The organism is Streptococcus cristatus, assembly GCF_003943535.1.
GTDB classification, from domain to species: domain Bacteria; phylum Bacillota; class Bacilli; order Lactobacillales; family Streptococcaceae; genus Streptococcus; species Streptococcus cristatus_L.
Map to the genome: position 1 here is coordinate 1 of NZ_RJPU01000037.1, position 585 is coordinate 585.

The following is a 585-nucleotide window of genomic DNA, read 5'->3' on the forward strand; positions in this document are numbered from 1 at the left end:
AGCGTCACTGAGCACCAGCCAGTCTGTCTCAGCAAGCGCAAGTGCTTCAGCATCAGTAAGCCTGAGCCAGTCTGTCTCAGCAAGCGCAAGTGCTTCAGCATCAGTAAGCCTGAGCCAGTCTGTCTCAGTAAGTGCCAGTGCTTCAGCATCAGTAAGCTTGAGTCAATCCGTTTCAACAAGCGAGTCTGCTTCAGCGTCATTGAGCTTGAGTCAATCCGTTTCAACAAGCGAGTCTGCTTCAGCGTCATTGAGCTTGAGTCAATCCGTTTCAACAAGTGCAAGTGCTTCAACTTCATTGAGCGCCAGCCAGTCTATCTCAACAAGCGCAAGTGCTTCAGCGTCACTGAGCACCAGCCAGTCTGTCTCAGCAAGCGCAAGTGCTTCAGCATCAGTAAGCCTGAGCCAGTCTGTCTCAGCAAGCGCAAGTGCTTCAGCATCAGTAAGCCTGAGCCAGTCTGTCTCAGTAAGTGCCAGTGCTTCAGCATCAGTAAGCTTGAGTCAATCCGTTTCAACAAGCGAGTCTGCTTCAGCGTCATTGAGCTTGAGTCAATCCGTTTCAACAAGCGAGTCTGCTTCAGCGTCATT

Annotated in this window: 2 protein-coding genes; both read right to left on the bottom strand. The window is 50.9% G+C overall.

Annotated elements, in window-relative coordinates; all coding sequences use genetic code 11:
- Positions 1–296, bottom strand: a 296-nt coding sequence (locus D8790_RS10685) for a hypothetical protein (protein WP_185761958.1), incomplete at its 3' end; no start/stop codon positions are given.
- 15 nt (positions 297–311) lie between these two features.
- A partial coding sequence (locus D8790_RS10690; protein ID WP_185761959.1) for a hypothetical protein occupies positions 312–585 on the bottom strand: 274 nt, incomplete at its 5' end.